The following is a 16432-nucleotide window of genomic DNA, read 5'->3' on the forward strand; positions in this document are numbered from 1 at the left end:
GCGTTTGAAACGCGGCCTGCTGTGGGCCGGTGGCGGCGTGGCCGCCGTGGTAGGGCTGGTGGTAGTGGGCGCCGTGCTGGTGCTGGAAACCACTGGCGGCAGCCGTTGGGCGCTGGCCCAGGTGCCGGGCCTGGCCGTGGACAATTTCCGCGGCCGCCTGGGCGGCCACTGGAGCGCCGACCAGGTGCGCTGGGAGCAGGGCGGCACCCGCCTGCAATTGCAGACGCCGTTGCTGGAATGGTCGCCCTCGTGCCTGTTGCACATGACCCTGTGCATCGAGCGCCTGGAGGTGGAGCAGATCAGCCTGACGCTGCCACCCAGCACCTCCACCAGCGACAGCGGGCCGTTGCAGCTGCCCGACCTGAAGCTGCCGATCACCCTGCAACTGGGCGAGGTGTACCTGGGCAGCCTGTCCATCGACGGCAGCGAGCAGGTACAAAAACTCAAGCTGGCAGCCCAGTGGACTGCCGATGGTTTGCGCATCGACACCCTGCATGCCCAGCGCGATGACTTGAGCCTGGACCTGACCGGTACGCTGGCCCCGGGTGGGCGCTGGCCGCTCAAGGCTCAGGCGCAGCTGCAATTGCCCAAGGTCGGTGAGCAGCCCTGGCAACTGGCGCTGGACATTGATGGCAACCTGCTCGACACCCTGCGCCTGCAAGGACAGAGCAGCGGCTACCTGCCGGCCACGCTCAGCGGTGAATTGCAGCCGTTGGCCGACAACCTGCCGGCGCAACTGCACATTACTTCGCAGGCCTTCAAGGGCGCGCCGAGCCTGCCCGATACGCTGGAGTTGCAACAAGTCGACCTTAACGCCAAGGGCGATCTCAAGTCTGGTTACCAGATTACCGGCAAGGCACGCTTGCCCGCCGAAGGCCAGCCCATGGACCTCAACCTGACCGGCGTGGCCACGGCCCAGGGCGCGCAGATCCAAGGCCTGCAACTGGGCGGCAGCGAGGCCCAGCGGGTCAAGCTCAACGGTCAGATCAGTTGGCACGACGGCCTGAGCGCCGATGCCAAGCTCGACTGGCTGGACTTCCCCTGGCACAGCCTGTACCCCGAGATCGCCGAGCCTCAGGTCAGCGTCCATCGGCTGACCACCGAAGTCTCGTACCGCAACGGCAACTACCTCGGCAACCTGAGTGGCGACTTCACTGGGCCGGCCGGAGCATTCAGCCTGGTGACGCCGTTCAGTGGCGACCTGAGCCAGGTGTTCCTGCCCCAGCTTGAGCTGACGGCTGGCAAGGGCAAGGCCACCGGCAGCCTTAAATTGCAGTTTGCCGACGCCGTGCGCTGGGATGCCGCGCTGGACCTGAGCAATCTCGATCCTGCCTTTTGGGTGGCCGAGCTGCCGGGCAACCTGGGCGGCCCGCTGCGCAGCAAGGGCGAATTGGTGAATGGCGCCCTGCGCCTGGACGCCGACCTGGACCTCAAGGGCCGCCTGCGCGGCCAGCCTGCGGTGCTGCAGGTCAAGGCCCAGGGCGCCGATCAGCGCTGGACGCTGGGCGCGCTGGACGTGAGCCTGGGCGACAACCATATCAAGGGCAGCGGCAGCCTGGACCAGCGCCTGGCCGGGCGCATCGACCTCGACCTGCCGCGCCTGGGCCAGTTGTGGCCGCAGTTGCAGGGCCAGCTCAAGGGGCGCGTGGACGTGGCCGGCACGCTACAGGCTCCACAGGGCCAGCTGGACCTGACCGGGCAGGGCGTGGCGCTGGCGGACAATCGCCTGCAAAGCCTCAAGCTCGCCGCTACATTGGACAAGGCCCAGCGGGCCGACATCGCGCTGAACGTGGCCGGCATTCGCGCTGGCGACACGGCGCTGGGCACCCTGACCGCCAAAGGCGCGGGCGACTTGCGCCGCCAGCAACTGCAACTGGACCTCAAGGGCCCGCAACTGATCCTGGCCATGGGCCTGGACGGCACCCTGGACAAAGGCAACTGGCGCGGCCGGCTGGCCAGTGCCGACGTGCAGGCCGGCGGCCAGGACTGGCGCCTGGCGGGGCCCGCCAAGCTCGAACGGCTGGCCAATGGCACGCTCAACCTGGGTGCCCACTGCTTCCAGTCCGGCAGCGCCAGCCTGTGTGGTGAAGACCAGCGCCTGATGCCCGAGCCCAAGCTGCGCTACCACCTCAAGCAGTTCCCGCTGCAAAGCCTGGCCCAGTGGTTGCCCAAGGACTTTGCCTGGCAGGGCCTGCTCAATGCCGATCTGCAGCTGGACCTGCCGGCCAGCGGCCCCAAGGGCAAGGTCATGGTGGACGCCAGCGGCGGCACCTTGCGCTTGAAAGACAAGAATCAGTGGCTGGATTTCCCTTACCAGACCCTGCGCCTGACCAGCACCCTGGCCCCGCGGCGCATCGACACGCAGTTGCAGTTCATGGGCGAGCGCCTGGGCCAATTGAATGTCAACGCCCGCATCGATCCGCTGGCGCGCAACAAGCCGCTGTCCGGTGATTTCCGCCTGCAAGGCCTGGACGTGGGCATCGGCCGGCCGTTTGCGCCCATGGTCGAGAAGCTGGCTGGGCATCTGGATGGCAGCGGTCAGCTGTCGGGCACCCTGATTGCTCCCCAGGTCAACGGTAACCTCAGCCTCACCGGCGGCGAGGTCAGCGGCGGGCAGTTGCCGATCAGCCTCGAAGCCTTGCAGGTCAAGGCGCAGATCGCCGGCGAAAGCCTGCACCTGCAGGGCGACTGGAAAAGCGGCAAGGCCGGCCAGGGCAGCCTGGGTGGCCAAGTGCAATGGGGCCCCGTGCTGGCGGCGGACATCACCCTCAAGGGCACCCGCCTGCCGGTCACCGTGGAGCCCTACGCGGAACTGGAAGCGGCGCCCGACCTGCATGTGCAATTGGCCGACAACAAGCTGGCGGTGACCGGCAAGGTGCTGATCCCCAGCGGTTCGATCACCGTGCGTGAACTGCCGCCGTCGACGGTCAAGGTCTCCGATGACACGGTGATCATCGGCCACCAGGCGCCGGCCGCCGCGCCCGCCTTGGGCATGGCCATGGACATCAACGTCGAAGTGGGCCAGGACAAGCTGACCTTTACCGGTTTTGGCCTGAGCGCCAATCTGGCGGGCCATGTGCACATCGGTAACAACCTCGACACCCGCGGCGAGCTTAACCTCAACGATGGTCGCTATCGCGCCTACGGTCAGCGCCTGACTATCCGCCGGGCGCGGTTGCTGTTCGCCGGGCCCATCGACCAGCCGTACCTGGACATCGAAGCCATCCGCCAGACCGACGACGTGATCGCCGGCATCCGCCTGAGCGGCAGCGCCGAACAGCCCACCACCGAGGTGTTCTCCGAACCCACCATGAGCCAGGAGCAGGCGTTGTCATACCTGGTGCTGGGCCGGCCGTTGAGCACCACGGGCGAGGACAACAACATGCTCGCCCAGGCGGCGCTGGGGTTGGGGCTTGCGGGCAGTTCGAAGGTGACGGACAGCCTGGCCAAGAACCTGGGCATCCAGGACTTTCAACTTGATACCCAGGGCAGCGGCAACACCACCAGCGTGGTGGCCAGCGGCAATCTCTCGGAGAAGCTCACCTTGCGCTACGGCGTGGGGGTGTTCGAACCGGCCAACACCATTGCGCTGCGCTACAAGTTGAGCAAGAAGGTGTATGTGGAAGTGGCCAGCGGGGTCGCCAGCTCACTGGATATCTTCTACAAACGCGATTTCTGACTGCCTTGTGGGGCTGCTACGGGCTGTCGATCGCGTCGCCTGCATCGCGGCCAAGGCCGGCTCCTACCACGCACGGCGTAGGAGCAGACCTTGGTCGCGATGCAGGCGACGCCATTTCAAGACCACTGTTGCCGCAGGGCTCATGGCCGCTCTGCGTAGGTGCTGCCTTCCTGGCGCCTGATGTTGCCGATCTGGCGCAGACTCAGGCCGTATTTGTCGGCCAGTTCGCTGCGCGAGCTGCCTTGGGTGCTTTCCTCCTGAATCTGCCGGTTACGCAGCTGGCGGCAGAAGTGATCCGCCTTGGGGATTTCCAGGGCCAGCCCGGCGAACCGTTCGATCAGACGTGCCAGTGCCTCGGGTGGCAGGTGCTTGGCCAGTGCGGTGCGTTGAGGGTGCTTGGGGATGTACTTGGGGCGACCGCCGTACAGGCAGGTCAGATGGTAGGCATGTTCCACGCCGATGCAATCGATGAGCCGTTGCAGGGAATGAGGCAGTTGGCTGATGTCGACTTGCTTGAGGTCATTGATATCCATGTTGACGTCCTTGTAATGGCGATTGGATTTGCTTGGCAACCGATAAGGTGGCGGTGCTGGGTCAAATTCTATGTGGAATCGCGGGACGCTACAGACGGCAATGGTGATAGCAGCGGTAGGAAAAGGGATGTTGTTGTGTAGTGCGAGTCGCCCAAGGGAAGGTTGGAGCGCTGTGGTTCCGGGAAACTGGCGTGGAGCTATCACGCGATGGTTGGCCGACCCATGTTATTGGGTGGATGGGCGGTAGAAGGTTGTTGCCTGCCAGGCATGAAAAAAGCGAGCCCTGGGGCTCGCTTCCAGAATCAGCGTCCTTGCATGAAGCCGGGGCCGCCACCATGGCCGCCACCGAAACCACCACCGCCGCCACCACCACCGTGGCCGCCGCCACCGCCGCCTGGCGGCATGAACATCCAGCAACCGCTCAGCGTGGCGGTCAAGAGAAGGGGAATCAGCAAAGTGATTCGACGCAGCATGGGTAAATCCTCATAGAGTGAAGCACCCGTCCACAAAGCAGGATGGGCACTGTACTATGAGACCTTGAAAAACCGGATGCATCCCGCTTATCGGGTATGCGCTTGGTGTGCTCAATGACACCAGATCGATACATATTCACCAGGAAACCCCAATGACTCAGAAGCAGCGCCTGATCTACTCCGTCATCATCTCCCTCGTGGTACTGGCCATCATGCTTGGCCTGTCGTGGATGCAGAAGGGCGGCATGATCGGCGAGAAACCGTTCCAGTACATTGCCATCGGCGTGGCCGTGGTTGTAGTCGTGCTCAACGGCATCATGCGTCGCAAGGTCAAGCCCTGAGGTTCACGCCACGCACGGCGTCGTCTGCATCGCGGCCAAGGCCGGCTCCTACCGCGGATGGCGTAGGAGCCGGCCTTGGCCGCGATGCAGACGACGCGGTTTCAAGACCGTTGCTGCCGGGGCAACTAGTGCCGCAGCATCGCCAACGCATGCTCGCTCAGGCCGTAGGTCTTGTCGGCGCGCGCTTCGATGACCCCTTCGCTGCACAAGCGCTTGAGCACTTCACGCACACTGAGAAACGACAGCGGAATGTCCAGCTCCTGCAAATGCGCATGGGCGGTGCGTACGCCAATGGTGCGACCCTCGCGGTCGGCGCTGAGCAAGGCGTCGATCACCTTGAGCCGGATCAGGCTGGTTCGCAGGCCATAGCTCTTGAGCACATCCTTGATCTGGCTGTTGCTGCAACGCTCCGCCACGGGCTCTGCAGGCAGATGGCGGGTGGCAGCGAAGGTTGGGGTGGGCATTGGCGAGTTGTGCATGCGAAGACTCCTGTTACCGAGCTGGTCCGGTTTATTGTCGCTCCTAAGTTATAGGACGAATGGACCGACCCAATCATGAAGCCCCGACTGTCGAAAATTTGTGATTTTCCCGTGTATGGAATGGGAAAAGTTCGCTTCAAGGCTGGGAAGGGATGCTGTTGAGCACCGTATCGCCTTCGCTGTTGCGGGTCAGGTAGATGGGCAGCACCTTGGGCAGGCTGGTCACCAGCGAGCGGATCCGGGAGGTGTCGTACATGCCGCCAATGCGTATCCGCGCGCTGCGGTCATCGCCCAGCACCAAGGGTTTTTCCAGGTAGCGATTGATCAGCGGCAGGGCGTCGACCAGCGGCAGGTTGTCCAGGATCAGCTTGCCGTCGCGCCACGCAAGGCTGGTGTCCCCCGCATAGGTCTGGCTCAACTGCGGCTCGTAATCGCCGGCCTTGTAGCGGGCCTGCATGCCTGGGCTCAGGCGGAAGCCGCCGTCGGGGTCGGCATTGATGCTGCTGACCAGCACCGAGCCTTCCAGCAGCGTAACGCGCACCTGGTCCTGGTATTTCCACACGTTGAAGCGCGTGCCGGTCACCTTGATGCGGCCCTCGGCAGCCTTGACCACAAACGGGTGCTGGGCGTCGTGGGCGACCTCGAAAAACGCCTCGCCGTGGCTGAGGCGCACTTGCCGATGGTCCTTGAAGTGGGTGTAGGTCAGCTCGCTGTTGAGGTTCAGTTCCACGCGCGAGCCATCACCCAGCACCACCTGGCGCAAGGCGCCCTGGCTGCTTTCGTGCTGGTAGGCGTCCGGCAGCCAGCCGGCGTTCCAGCCGGTGAACGCGGCGAGGGGCAAGCCCAGCAGGGCGACCGCTGCCGCCACCGCCCAACGGCGCACCGACCGGGGGGCGCGCGGTGTGGGCAGCGCCTGGTCAGGCTGGGGGCGCGGCAGATGCGCGGACAGGCCCCAAAGGTCCTGCATGGCGGCAAACTCTGCCGCGTGTTCGGGGCTTGCGGCCACCCACTGTTCGAAGGCCGCCCGCTCCTGTGCGGTGCAATCATCGCTGTTCAGGCGCAGGCACCAGTGGGCCGCGGCCTCGGCGATGGCGTCTGGGTGGGAGGGGGCAGCAGGCATTGGGCGGGTCAGCTCGGTCAGGTGTACGCCATTCTAACCCGCTTGCCGGATTGGCTGAAGCCTTCACTGCCAGCGTTCGCGCCCCAGTTGCGAGCACAGCAGGCTGACGGAGTCGGCGTTGGCCAGGATAATCGCGCTGCGAATGTCCTGATCGGTCTGGAACAGATCCCGCGCGGCGTCCAGGTCATTCGTCCTGGCCAAGGCCAGGATCCGGCCCAGCGCTCGTCCGTCGGACTCGTCCACGTCACGCAATTCACCGCTCTCACGGTCCTGCACGGTGAACAGATCGGCCCAGGGGGTAGCCAGCGACAGGCGCTGGCGGTACTGGGTCAGCAGGGTCACGAAGGCTTTCTGGTCAGGTGTCTGGTTAAGCAGGGTATCGATGTGCGGCACCGATGCTTCCAGGTAGGCAATGTCTGTGGTGTCGACGGCCAGGTGCGACACTTCGTGAATCAGCGTGGTGGCCTGCAGGTGGACCAGCGGGTCAACCGTGGTTAACGTCGGGTCCACCTGCTGGAGTATTTCGGTGCGTACGCGGAAAAAGCGCTCGGTGAGGAAAATGCGTTTGAGCGGGTCTTTGGGGTAGACGAAGCCGTAGGTATTTTCATAACCGTCACGATTTTCGCCCACCACGTAGCGATGGGAGTCCAGCGGTTCCAGTGAACGGTCGCACAGGTGCGATAGCAGCGCCTTGAACGTCGTGCGCACTTTGCCCAGCAGCTTGGGGGTGCTGGCCGAGACCCCGAACGTGTTGGCCAGTATGGCTTCGGTCGCCGCCGGCAAGGGGCGCTCGGGGTGCCGGGCGTTGAGGTTTTGCAGGGCGGTCAGCAGGTAGGTCTGCGCCTGGTAGTAACCGGTGCCCAACTGCTGCGCCTTGACCGGATCGACGGTGAACAGCTCACCCATCGAGCGGGTTTGGGGGATGAAGCAGCTCGCGACCTCCTTTTGCGTGCCGCGCAGGTCCAGGATGCGCGTGATGCTGAAGCCGGCATTGGCCACCCGCGGCGTAGGTTTCAGGCCCCATGCGCCGGACGCCTGCCATTCAATGGCCGGGCCTTTGCGCTGGCCCTTGTACACATGCCAATGGCCATCGTCCTGGCGCACCTGGTAGATCTGCCCCTTGACCTGTGCGTACTGGCGGCCGGAAAAACTGTAGAGGTGAGTGGTTGCGTCGTGGGTCATGACGTTGAGGGCCATGTGCTCGACGGTGAAGGGCTTGAGCCGCGCCTGTTGCGCACTCGCCACGCCCATCGCCGGTCGGGAGGGACTGCCGGGGGCGTAGGGCAGCGACCGGCGCCTGGCACCGACCATCTTTTCGCTACCCTCGCGGGCACCGGCCAGCAAACCCAGGCCGGCGACGAACCTGCCCAGGGCTTCGCCCCAGCGTTGCTCAACCGCAGCACTGAACGCAGACTGGAACCAGCTTTGGCTTTCCCAGGCGTTGACCACCGAGGACAGGGGGCCGGGCAGCAGGACGGTGCCTTGTTCCAGGCCCAGGGTCATCAGGTACCACCACTGCTTCCAGCGTGCCTCGTCGCGGGTCACGGAGTTGGTCAGGGCGTAGTCCAGCAATACAGCCAGGTTGTCGCGGAACAGGTAGTTCAGGGCATTGCCGGCCACTGGCGTGGCGTCGACCACTTGCGTGCCATCGCTGCGCAGCTCCACGTCAAAGCCATCGCCGCCCACGGCCTCGGGAAAATGCGGGTGGCGGAAGCCGCCGCGACTGTAGCGATCCTGCAGCCGGGAGGGGAGGTGGGCGATGATCTTGTCCTGCAGGTCGGTGTCGGTGCGCAGGGCCTGCAGCAAGGCGGATAGATTGGCGAACTCGCGGAATTGATGCTTGCTGTCGTACAGCATGTACAGCACCTGTGGCCCTTGGCTGGTGTCCCTGGGGCCGATCAGGTGGGTGCCTATCACCAGGTCCGGGTCCAGGTAGTCGGCAGCTTTCAATTGGAAGGGCCGCAGCACGATGTCCACGCCGTCCAGCGGTGGACGGGCCAGGCCGTCAGGCAGGGTCAGTACATGCTCGACAAAGGCTGTCGCTGTTCGGCTGAGGGTACCCATCAGCTGTTGCTGCCGTGCGCTGGTCGACAGCTCTGGCACCACGCGTTTGCCATAGCGGCGCAGGCGCTCGGGGTAGTCGGGGTCGGTTATGCGGAATTTTTCGCTGATCAGGTCGCGGTAGGCCTTGGCCACGTTCAGCGTCTCGATGAGTTCGCGCAGGTACTGAGGCGTCAGCCCAGCGAGCATTGGCTGCAGGTCAGCCATTTCCACGGTCGCGGGGGTGCCGGGGAACCACGACAACTGATCCAGGGCGGCAGCCGTCAGGGTTTCGCGTCGAAGTTGGGTGGCGGCGGGTACGGCGGAGGGTATCTGCCCTGGCGGTACCGGCATGGACTGGTACTGGTGCAGGGTAATGAGCACCTGGTCGGGGTCGGGCGCAAGCTCGCCCATGTCCTGGCGCAGGCGTTCGCTGACGCGCGCCTTGCTGAAGCTCTGCAGGTCGGGAATGTCGAACAGGTATTCTTCCCCCAGGTTCTGCAGGTAGGCCAACTGGGAGACCAGGTTGGTGTAGGCGACGAAATCCTGCATGGGCGCTTCCAGCAGCCACTTGGGCAGCACGGCGCGCAAGTGACAGTACTCCAGGGCGTAGGACAGCCCTTGCACGTGCAGGGTGAGCGCATCATCCAAAGCGCTCAGGTGCATGTAGCGCCGGGTCAGTTCGCCGTTGAAGCGCATGGACATGGCTGTCTGGAAGGCCTGCCGAACCGCGCGTTGCTGGCGTTTGCGCTCATCGGCGTGCAGTTGCAGCGTCAGCGGCTGGGTGATTGGCCAGGTGCTGATGGCCAGGGTATTGCCCGGCACGCCTTGGGTGTCTTTGCTGGGCAGGTATTGTTCGCCGGCGGGCAGCAGACGCCGCCATTCCCATTTGCCTGGCGCGATCTGCAGATCCTCGAGCAACCAGGTGCGAAACTGGTCCAGCGAATCGAAGGCATGCAGCCCGTTCAGGCAGGACCAGAACAGTACCGGGCCCGTCGCCTCGCCGCCGGCGTGTACCACGAAGCAATTGGTGAGCGTGGTGGGCCCGCGGCCGTTGACCGAAATCGCCAAGCCGTGGACTTGCGCCGCGATCGGTCGGGCCTGGCGCTGAGAGTGCAGGGGGTAGTCCAGCACCTGCTGCAGCAGGTCGAGCAGGGGAACGGGCAGTTTCCCGAAGGTGCGCTGCATGCTCAGGTCCAGCCGCAGCAAGGACTCGCGCAGTTGTGGCATGGCTTGCCGTGCGTCCTCCCACACACCCTGCAGGCGCCAGCCGCGGTCACTGTCCACCGTGGTACCCAGGCGCTTGAGCAGGCGCGCGCCCGCGTGGCCAAGCAGGCCTTCCACCAGGGCCGGGTGCAGGGCGTAGAGCGATTCGCCCTCGCCATTGGTGGCTTGGGCTGCTGGCAGCGGGGCGCGAGGGCCGCCGCTGCGGCTGCCCCGTTCAAGCAGCAGGTCGCCCAGGGTGACGGTACGCGTCTGCGAAGGTTCGGTACCCTTTAGGTCAAATGCAATGTTTTGGCTGGTCCACAATGGCTCCAGCACCGCAAGCCCTGGTGCCAGCAGCGCCTGCGCCGTGGCCTCGGCGTCCTGGGTGCCACCGCGCAAGGCCTGGAAGCGGTTGCCCAGTTCGTGATGCTGCTTGAGCCATTGCGCGGTCTGTCCCTGGGCGCCTGCCTTGGGCACCAGCACGGTTTGGTTCAGCAGCGGCACCGAACGCCAGCGCCGGGCGCTGTCCAGTGCCGCCAGGCGCAGTTCCAGGTTGCGTCGCACATCCAGCACTTCATCCACCTGCACGATGGCCCGTCCCGGGGTTCCGGCCTTCACGGCCAGGCAAGTGCGCAAGTCGCGGGCCTGGCATTGGCGGATGGCGTCGACGCTGGCCAGCAGCGGTGTCGCGCCCAGGGGCGTGCTCCACAGGTGCGGGATGTTCAGTTGGCCCCAGGCGGGCCGGTCATCCAGCGCCAGCAATGGCGAAGGATCGGGTTGCATGGCCAGGTCCAGGGCCAGTGAGCTGCGGCTGGCGTGGCGTTGCAGTTCGCCGAAGCCGTCGTAGGCATAGAGGCTGCTGGCGGACGGATCGCTGAACAGCAGGGCGCCGGGCAGCAACAAGGGCTGGCCTGGGGAACTGGCATCGATCAGCCCGATCATTTCGGCGCGCCCCTGGGGCAGGGCGGCACGCAGCCAGGGCCAGTGCGCCTGCTCGATGTTGCCGTTGGACCGCGCTTGCAGCAGGGCCTGATAGAAGGCTGCGCCGTACAGTTGGGCGATGTTGTCGCGCTGGGTGGCCCATTGAATCGACAGGCTGTTGACGAAGGCGTCCGGCAGGGTGCCTGGACTGTTGTCGATCGCCTGCTGGAAGGCCGCCCACACGTCCTCGCTCAACGGGGTGCCATCAGGATTGAGCCAGCGCAGGTGTTCGCCATCGGCCAGCGACTGGCCGGCAAAGCACTGCAGGTGCCATTGGGCCAGGGTCATGGTGCGCAGTACGGCGCCGTCACTGCCGCGGGTCACCTGCAGCCACAGGCTGCGCGAGCCGCCCGGCAGCTCGGGGTAATGCTGCTCCATCAGCGGCGCCAGCAGGGCCTGCAGTTGATCATCCAGGTTGGGCAATTGGGCAAACCACTGGGCAACTTCCTCCAGGTGCTCGCCGCGGCTGAGCAGGTAGTTCACGGCCAGTGCCTCGAACACGGGGCCGTCGATTTTTTCCAGGCTGAATGCTGCCGTGGCGTCGTTTTGCACACGGCGCAAATGCTGGTGCAGGGCGCTGCGATCATCGAACGGCTGGATGCCGTCCAGGGCCGTCCACAGGTACACCGCGGTCCAGCGGTTGCTGGTGTGGGTCAGCACTACCGCGGGCGCCAATTGCGGGTCCAGGCGCTGGCCTTCGGGCAGGGTGGGGCGCGCGGCGCTGATGCTGGCGCTGGCGGTATCGATCGTGGAGAGCCAGGCCTGCTCCGCTTCGCTGAGGGTTTCAGTGGCTACCGCGGTGCCCAGGTCTGTCTGGTAGTGGCTTTGCAGCAGGGCGGGATGGAAAAAGGGGATGTTGATCGCTGACATGGTATTAGCCGTTGAGTAGGTCAATGGAAGGCCTACCTTAGGTCTCGACGCTGCCTGCACGGTGGTAGCTATGCAGGGCGCCCGCAGCCTTGACAGCCCCCGCCAGCGGGTGCGATTAATCGGTGAATACTCCCGGGAGCCTTGTCGATGTCGGATGTCCACAGCCAGACCTTGCCCTACGCCGAACTGGTGCAGTTGCTGCAGCAGATCTTCCAGCGCCACGGTGCCTCTGCCCAGGTGGCGCAGGTGCTGGCCAACAATTGCGCCACCGCCCAGCGCGACGGCGCCCACAGCCATGGCGTGTTCCGCGTGCCCGGTTACGTGTCGTCCATGGCCAGCGGCTGGGTAGACGGGCAGGCGGTGCCGGTGGTGGAGGACGTGGCCTCGGGGTTTGTGCGTGTGGACGCCGCCAACGGCTTTGCCCAGCCGGCGCTGGCAGCGGCCCGGCCGCTGCTGGTGGACAAAGCCCGGGAGGCCGGTATTGCGGTGTTGGCGATCCGCAACTCCCATCATTTCGCCGCGTTGTGGCCCGACGTGGAGCCGTTCGCCCGCGAAGGCGTGCTGGCCCTGAGCCTGGTCAACAGCATGACCTGCGTGGTGCCCCACGGTGGGCGCAAACCGCTGTTTGGCACCAACCCGATTGCCTTCGCCGCCCCCTGCGAGGGGCATGATCCCATCGTTTTCGACATGGCCACCAGCGCCCTGGCCCATGGCGATGTGCAGATTGCTGCGCGCCAGGGGCAGCCAGTGCCGGCGGGTACCGGGGTTGATCGTGAGGGCCAGCCTACTACCGACCCCAAGGCCATCCTGGACGGCGGCGCGTTGTTGCCTTTCGGTGGCCACAAGGGCTCGGCGCTGTCGATGATGGTCGAACTGCTGGCGGCAGCGCTGACGGGGGGCCATTTTTCGTTCGGCTTCGATTGGAGCAAACACCCTGGGGCGCAGACACCGTGGACGGGGCAATTGATCATCGTCATTGATCCGTCGAAGGCAGCAGGCAATGATTTTGCCGCGCGCAGTCGGGAGCTGGTGGAGCGCATGGAGGATGCCGGGGTTACGCGGCGGGCGGGTGAGCGACGTTATCGCGAGCGGGCAAGGGCCGAGGTGGAGGGAGTGACGGTGGGTACTGAAGAGCTGAATCGCTTGCGCGGCCTTTTGTAGCCGCTGCCGCCCGGCTGCGCAGGCCCGTGTCCACACTGGAAATCTTCAGTGGGGTGAGGGCCAGCGCAGCCTGGCGGCAGCGGCTACAAGCGATTTAGGAGCGGCGGCCCAACAGCAGGCCCACTACCAGGCCGAAGCCGGCCGAAATGGCGACGGTCTGCCAAGGGTGGCCACCGATGTATTCCTGGGTTGCTTCCACCACCGGTTGCGCGCGGTCGCGGGCGCCGGTGACCGATTCACGTGCCTGCTTGAGCTTCAGGCCGACCTGTTCACGCCAGGTCTCGGCTTCGTCGCCCACCAGCGATGCGCCATTTTTGAGCAGGGCTTCGGATTCCTCGATCAGCGCCTGCAGTTCACTGAAGGCCTGATCCTTGATCTGATCGGCGGCTTGCGCGGCAGTTTTACGGGCCATATGCGGTGCTCCTGATAGTTGATGGCGATGAACAATGGATTGCAGGCGGTCTTGAAAGTTGCAGCGGTGTTCAGGTGAGCCTGCCCGACAGTGTAAGATAGCCGCCAATTTTCACGCTGCAGGGTTACCCCATGAGTTTCAATCTGGCCAACATGAGCCTCGCCGAACGGGCACTGATCGAGGACGACAAATCCCGCCTGTTTGACCTCTGGCAGTCCAACCTGGGCAAGGCCAAGGCCGATGCGGCGCGCCTGATCGGCGAAAAGTCCAAGCGCAAGGGCCGCTGGGCCGAGTGGGTGCGTGCGGAACTGGACGGCATGTCGCCGCCCGAGTACGCCAACATGGTGCGCGCCGAAGTCAACCGGCTAATGGCTGCCAACAAGTAACGCCGACCCCACCGTGGCGCTGATGGCCTCGCGCACCCGCTCCAGCGCCGGGTCGATCTGGGCGTGGGTGCGCCAGCCCATTTCAATGGGGTAGCGCGGCAGGCTCAACGGGCACGCCAGTGGCACCAGGCCACTGACCTCGGCCAGGCGCCACGCCGCATGGGCGGGCACCGTGGCGATGGCCCGGGTGCCTTTGAGCAGATAGGGCAGGGCGGCGAAGTGCGTGGTCGAGGCCAGCACCTGGCGGCTGCGGCCCAGCGCCGCCAGCGCCTCATCGATGATGCCGATGAAACCGCCGGAAGAAATCAGGATCTGCTCGCGGGCGACGAACTCGTCCACGCTGATCTGCGCCTGCCCGGGCGCCAGGCTCTGCGGGTCCACCAGGCTCAGGTAATGCCCGTCGCCCAGCACCTGGCGGCTCAACATCCGTTCATTGAAGCCGCCGGCGGTGAGGGCCAGGTCCAGCGTACGCTCGCTCAGGGCTTGGGCGACGATCTGGGTGTGGGTTTGGCGGAAAATCAGTCGCAGCCCCGGCGCCCTTGTGGCCAGGTCGTCGATCAAGGCGCGGCCGAAGGCAATCTCGAAATCGTCCGACAGCCCCAGGCTGACCGCGCGGCCGGTGTAATCGCTGGCGTGCGGGTCCAGCAGGGTCAGGCTTTGCCGGCACTTGTTCAGCGCCTCGCTGATCAGCGGTTTGAGCTGATCTGCTCGCAACGTTGGGGCCAGCCCGCGCCCGGTCCGCACGAACAGCGGGTCGCCATACACCTCGCGCAGCCGCCGCAGCGCGGCGCTCACCGCCGATTGGGTAACGCCCAGGCGCAGGGCCGCGCGGCTGGCGCTGACTTCGTCGTGCAGGGCTTCGAAGACTTTCAGCAGGTTGAGATCAACATCGACGATATTCATGTGGTTAATATCATTCAGAAGCGCAGTGGGCTTTATTCATGATTCATCAGGCCACCACAATGTGCAATCTTTCCTGCACACGGAGTTTGCCAGCATGCCCACGTCCATCGTCGCCGCCCTGCAGATCGGTTCATTGCCCGGCGGCAAGGCCGATACCCTGGCGCAGATCCTCAGCTATGAAGACGCCATCCGCCAGGCCGGTGCGCAACTGGTGGTGATGCCTGAAGCCCTGCTGGGTGGCTACCCCAAAGGCGAAACCTTCGGCACCCAACTGGGCTATCGCCTGCCCGAGGGCCGTGACGCCTTCGCCCGCTACCACGCTAACGCCATCGACGTGCCCGGCGCCGAAACCGAGGCCCTGGCCGGGCTGGCCCAGCGCACCGGTGCCAACCTGGTGCTGGGGGTGATCGAGCGCAGTGGGCATACGTTGTACTGCACGGTGCTGTACTTCTGCCCGCAGCAGGGGTTGGTGGCCAAGCACCGCAAGTTGATGCCTACCGGCACCGAGCGGCTTATCTGGGGCAAGGGCGATGGCTCGACCCTGCCGGTGGTTGAGGGGGCGGCGGGGCGTATCGGTGGGGCGGTGTGTTGGGAGAACTATATGCCGCTGTTGCGCATGGCCATGTATGCCAAAGGGGTCGATGTGTGGTGTGCGCCCACGGTGGATGAGCGTGAGATGTGGCAGGTGACCATGCGGCATGTGGCGTGTGAGGGGCGGTGTTTTGTGGTCAGTGCGTGTCAGGTGCAGGACTCGCCTGAGGTGTTGGGGCAGGCCATTGCGAACTGGCCGGCTGGACGTCCATTGATCAATGGTGGCAGTGTCATTATTGGCCCTTTGGGTGATGTGTTGGCTGGGCCGTTGGTGGGGGAGCGGGGGTTGTTGGTGGCTGAGATCGACAGTGAGGAGCTTGTGCGTGCGCGCTACGATTTCGACGTGGTTGGGCACTATTCGCGGCCGGATGTGTTCGAGTTGGTGGTCGATGAACGCGAACGGCCGGGCGTTAAATTCATCCAGTAACACGCCGAACCCCGTAGCCGCTGCCGCCAGGCTGCGCTGGCCGCCCCATCCAAAACAATTCCCAAGCGAGGCAGCTGTTGCTCCCGTGAGGCCTTTGATCTTGATTGTATGCCCCGTTAGAGCCCAGGGCCGTCGTCCGCTTGATCGACGTCACAGGGAGGGGACCCGGGGCGAAGCGGAGGGACCGGGCTCGGGGCTGAGAATTTTTGGTTTTTTTTTTCGACTGAAAAAAGTGACCCGCGGTAAGGGCGGAAAGGTGACTGCGCATCGCTGGTGGTAATGGATATGTACACGTTGTCCGTATCCCGCTTTTGAGGGTGGTGGGCATATCCATTATCGAGGGTGCGGCCACTGGCGGTTTCGGCCTTACGCCGAGTCACTTTTGGCAGTCGCCCCAAAAGTAACCAAAAGGTCTTGGCCCCGAGCCTGGGCCCTGCGCTGCGCTCCGGGTCCCCTCCCTACGGCGTCGATCAAGCGGACGACGGCCCGGAATAGAAGCGCCTCCGGTTCCGTCTTCTTCGGCTACGCCGAAGACCGCTTGATCGACGCCTCCGGTCGGCCCTTGGCTCTAACGGGGCCGAAGATCAAGATCAAAAGCAAGATCAAAAGCCAAAGCAACAGCAAGATCAAAAGCCAAAGCCAAAGCCAAAGCCAAAGCCAAAGCCAAAGCCAAAGCCAAAGCCAAAGCCAAAGCGGGGGTCGCAGGACTGTTGGGCGGAGCCCGGTCCTGGCGTTTCAAGCCCCCTCAATACTGGCCCATTGGAATATTTCACCCCCCATCCATCTAACTGTCATTAAACCGAAATATTCAAAGCATTAAATCGTCACGG

Annotated in this window: 13 protein-coding genes; 5 read left to right on the top strand and 8 right to left on the bottom strand. The window is 64.7% G+C overall.

Features of this window, described 5'->3' with window-relative positions:
* The first annotated feature begins 4 nt into the window (after positions 1-4).
* Positions 5-3679, top strand: a complete 3675-nt coding sequence (locus ACZ9GA_RS07010; RefSeq protein WP_457363362.1) for a translocation/assembly module TamB domain-containing protein — start codon at positions 5-7, stop codon at positions 3677-3679.
* A gap of 140 nt (positions 3680-3819) precedes the next feature.
* On the opposite strand, the gene ACZ9GA_RS07015 is transcribed toward ACZ9GA_RS07010, so the two are convergent.
* The gene (locus ACZ9GA_RS07015; RefSeq protein WP_457363361.1) at positions 3820-4212 is read right to left on the bottom strand and encodes a Mor transcription activator family protein; all 393 of its coding nucleotides are present in this window, start codon (positions 4210-4212) and stop codon (positions 3820-3822) included.
* A 302-nt stretch (positions 4213-4514) separates the two neighbouring features.
* Positions 4515-4685 carry a hypothetical protein gene (locus ACZ9GA_RS07020; RefSeq protein ID WP_457363360.1) on the bottom strand — a complete coding sequence of 57 codons (171 nt, stop codon included), beginning with the start codon at positions 4683-4685 and terminating at the stop codon, positions 4515-4517.
* 152 nt (positions 4686-4837) lie between these two features.
* Here ACZ9GA_RS07020 and ACZ9GA_RS07025 point away from each other — a divergent pair, with 152 nt between their 5' ends.
* Entirely contained in the window at positions 4838-5026 is a 189-nt protein-coding gene (locus ACZ9GA_RS07025) for a hypothetical protein (protein WP_158157875.1), read from the top strand.
* Positions 5027-5151: 125 nt separating this feature from the next.
* On the opposite strand, the gene ACZ9GA_RS07030 is transcribed toward ACZ9GA_RS07025, so the two are convergent.
* The 3 genes from ACZ9GA_RS07030 to ACZ9GA_RS07040 form a co-directional block, all read right to left on the bottom strand.
* Positions 5152-5505, bottom strand: coding sequence for a fe2+ zn2+ uptake regulation protein (locus ACZ9GA_RS07030; protein ID WP_457363359.1), 354 nt, complete (start codon positions 5503-5505; stop codon positions 5152-5154).
* 136 nt (positions 5506-5641) lie between these two features.
* Positions 5642-6625 (bottom strand): FecR family protein, encoded by a 984-nt coding sequence (locus tag ACZ9GA_RS07035; protein WP_457363358.1) that lies wholly within the window; start codon positions 6623-6625, stop codon positions 5642-5644.
* A gap of 63 nt (positions 6626-6688) precedes the next feature.
* Positions 6689-11722: a dermonecrotic toxin domain-containing protein gene (locus ACZ9GA_RS07040; RefSeq protein ID WP_457363357.1), complete on the bottom strand. Its 5034-nt coding sequence runs from the start codon at positions 11720-11722 to the stop codon at positions 6689-6691.
* A gap of 147 nt (positions 11723-11869) precedes the next feature.
* On the opposite strand from ACZ9GA_RS07040, the gene ACZ9GA_RS07045 reads away from it, so the two are divergent.
* Entirely contained in the window at positions 11870-12883 is a 1014-nt protein-coding gene (locus ACZ9GA_RS07045; RefSeq protein WP_457363356.1) for an Ldh family oxidoreductase, read from the top strand.
* Positions 12884-12977: 94 nt separating this feature from the next.
* On the opposite strand, the gene ACZ9GA_RS07050 is transcribed toward ACZ9GA_RS07045, so the two are convergent.
* A complete protein-coding gene (locus tag ACZ9GA_RS07050; RefSeq protein ID WP_457363355.1) occupies positions 12978-13295 on the bottom strand; it encodes an ElaB/YgaM/YqjD family protein in 318 nt (105 codons plus the stop codon).
* 131 nt (positions 13296-13426) lie between these two features.
* On the opposite strand from ACZ9GA_RS07050, the gene ACZ9GA_RS07055 reads away from it, so the two are divergent.
* Positions 13427-13681 carry a hypothetical protein gene (locus ACZ9GA_RS07055; RefSeq protein WP_457363354.1) on the top strand — a complete coding sequence of 85 codons (255 nt, stop codon included), beginning with the start codon at positions 13427-13429 and terminating at the stop codon, positions 13679-13681.
* Here the strand turns inward: ACZ9GA_RS07055 and ACZ9GA_RS07060 are convergent.
* Entirely contained in the window at positions 13661-14593 is a 933-nt protein-coding gene (locus ACZ9GA_RS07060; protein WP_457363780.1) for a LysR family transcriptional regulator, read from the bottom strand. The two genes, ACZ9GA_RS07055 and ACZ9GA_RS07060, sit on opposite strands and share 21 nt — an antisense overlap.
* 85 nt (positions 14594-14678) lie before the next feature.
* Here ACZ9GA_RS07060 and ACZ9GA_RS07065 point away from each other — a divergent pair, with 85 nt between their 5' ends.
* Positions 14679-15602, top strand: coding sequence for a carbon-nitrogen hydrolase family protein (locus ACZ9GA_RS07065; protein ID WP_457363353.1), 924 nt, complete (start codon positions 14679-14681; stop codon positions 15600-15602).
* A 568-nt stretch (positions 15603-16170) separates the two neighbouring features.
* Here ACZ9GA_RS07065 and ACZ9GA_RS07070 read toward each other — a convergent pair.
* Entirely contained in the window at positions 16171-16341 is a 171-nt protein-coding gene (locus ACZ9GA_RS07070; RefSeq protein ID WP_457363352.1) for a hypothetical protein, read from the bottom strand.
* Between the last annotated feature and the right edge of the window lie 91 nt (positions 16342-16432).

This window comes from Pseudomonas sp. TE3644 (genome assembly GCF_056278815.1).

Bases quoted from the DNA above. Each gene is read 5' to 3' on its own strand.
- ACZ9GA_RS07045 (WP_457363356.1), top strand. From the start codon at position 11,870: ATGTCGGATGTCCACAGCCAGACCTTGCCCTACGCCGAACTGGTGCAG.
- ACZ9GA_RS07055 (WP_457363354.1), top strand. From the start codon at position 13,427: ATGAGTTTCAATCTGGCCAACATGAGCCTCGCCGAACGGGCACTGATC.
- ACZ9GA_RS07030 (WP_457363359.1), bottom strand. From the start codon at position 5,505: ATGCACAACTCGCCAATGCCCACCCCAACCTTCGCTGCCACCCGCCAT.
- ACZ9GA_RS07035 (WP_457363358.1), bottom strand. From the start codon at position 6,625: ATGCCTGCTGCCCCCTCCCACCCAGACGCCATCGCCGAGGCCGCGGCC.
- ACZ9GA_RS07020 (WP_457363360.1), bottom strand. From the start codon at position 4,685: ATGCTGCGTCGAATCACTTTGCTGATTCCCCTTCTCTTGACCGCCACG.
- ACZ9GA_RS07040 (WP_457363357.1), bottom strand. From the start codon at position 11,722: ATGTCAGCGATCAACATCCCCTTTTTCCATCCCGCCCTGCTGCAAAGC.
- ACZ9GA_RS07015 (WP_457363361.1), bottom strand. From the start codon at position 4,212: ATGGATATCAATGACCTCAAGCAAGTCGACATCAGCCAACTGCCTCAT.
- ACZ9GA_RS07065 (WP_457363353.1), top strand. From the start codon at position 14,679: ATGCCCACGTCCATCGTCGCCGCCCTGCAGATCGGTTCATTGCCCGGC.
- ACZ9GA_RS07050 (WP_457363355.1), bottom strand. From the start codon at position 13,295: ATGGCCCGTAAAACTGCCGCGCAAGCCGCCGATCAGATCAAGGATCAG.
- ACZ9GA_RS07025 (WP_158157875.1), top strand. From the start codon at position 4,838: ATGACTCAGAAGCAGCGCCTGATCTACTCCGTCATCATCTCCCTCGTG.